The 410-nt window shown below is 44.1% G+C and carries 1 protein-coding gene; it reads right to left on the bottom strand.

What is annotated here, in order from left to right; all coding sequences use genetic code 11:
* Window positions 1-54: 54 nt before the first annotated feature.
* A partial coding sequence (locus FC15_RS07275; protein ID WP_157051253.1) for an IS30 family transposase occupies window positions 55-410 on the bottom strand: 356 nt, incomplete at its 5' end.

The raw sequence follows: 410 nt of genomic DNA, 5'->3' as shown, positions 1-410 counted from the left end.
CGAATTGTCAAATCAAGTGCAACACTTTCGACCTATTCTTAGTTATTGGTCTAGTTAATCGAAGTCTGGCAGAACTGACATTGCCGATTGATAGTTGAGAACCTTTCGTGGCCTTTGGTTCAGAGCGTTTTGGATTGCTTGAATCCCTGTTAAGGTCAAGGCTCTCATTGAATGTCCCTTAGGAATGAACTCGCGGATCAGTTGGTTCTGGTTCTCATTAGTACCACGTTCCCATGGTGAATATGGATGGGCAAAGTAGACTGTCGTGCCGGCTACCTTTGATAAATCCGCAAACTCTGAACCGTTGTCAAAAGTAACTGTCTTAAAGTATTCTGGACCATAGTCATCGATAACATCTTGCAGGGCTTGTCGACAAGTGTCGGCGTGATCGTCCGTAATCTTAACGATGA

Origin of the sequence: Lapidilactobacillus concavus DSM 17758 (assembly GCF_001435835.1) — a bacterium.
Classification (GTDB): domain Bacteria; phylum Bacillota; class Bacilli; order Lactobacillales; family Lactobacillaceae; genus Lapidilactobacillus; species Lapidilactobacillus concavus.
Note: the sequence above shows the minus strand (reverse complement) of the source record. Positions and strands in the feature narration are given on the sequence as shown.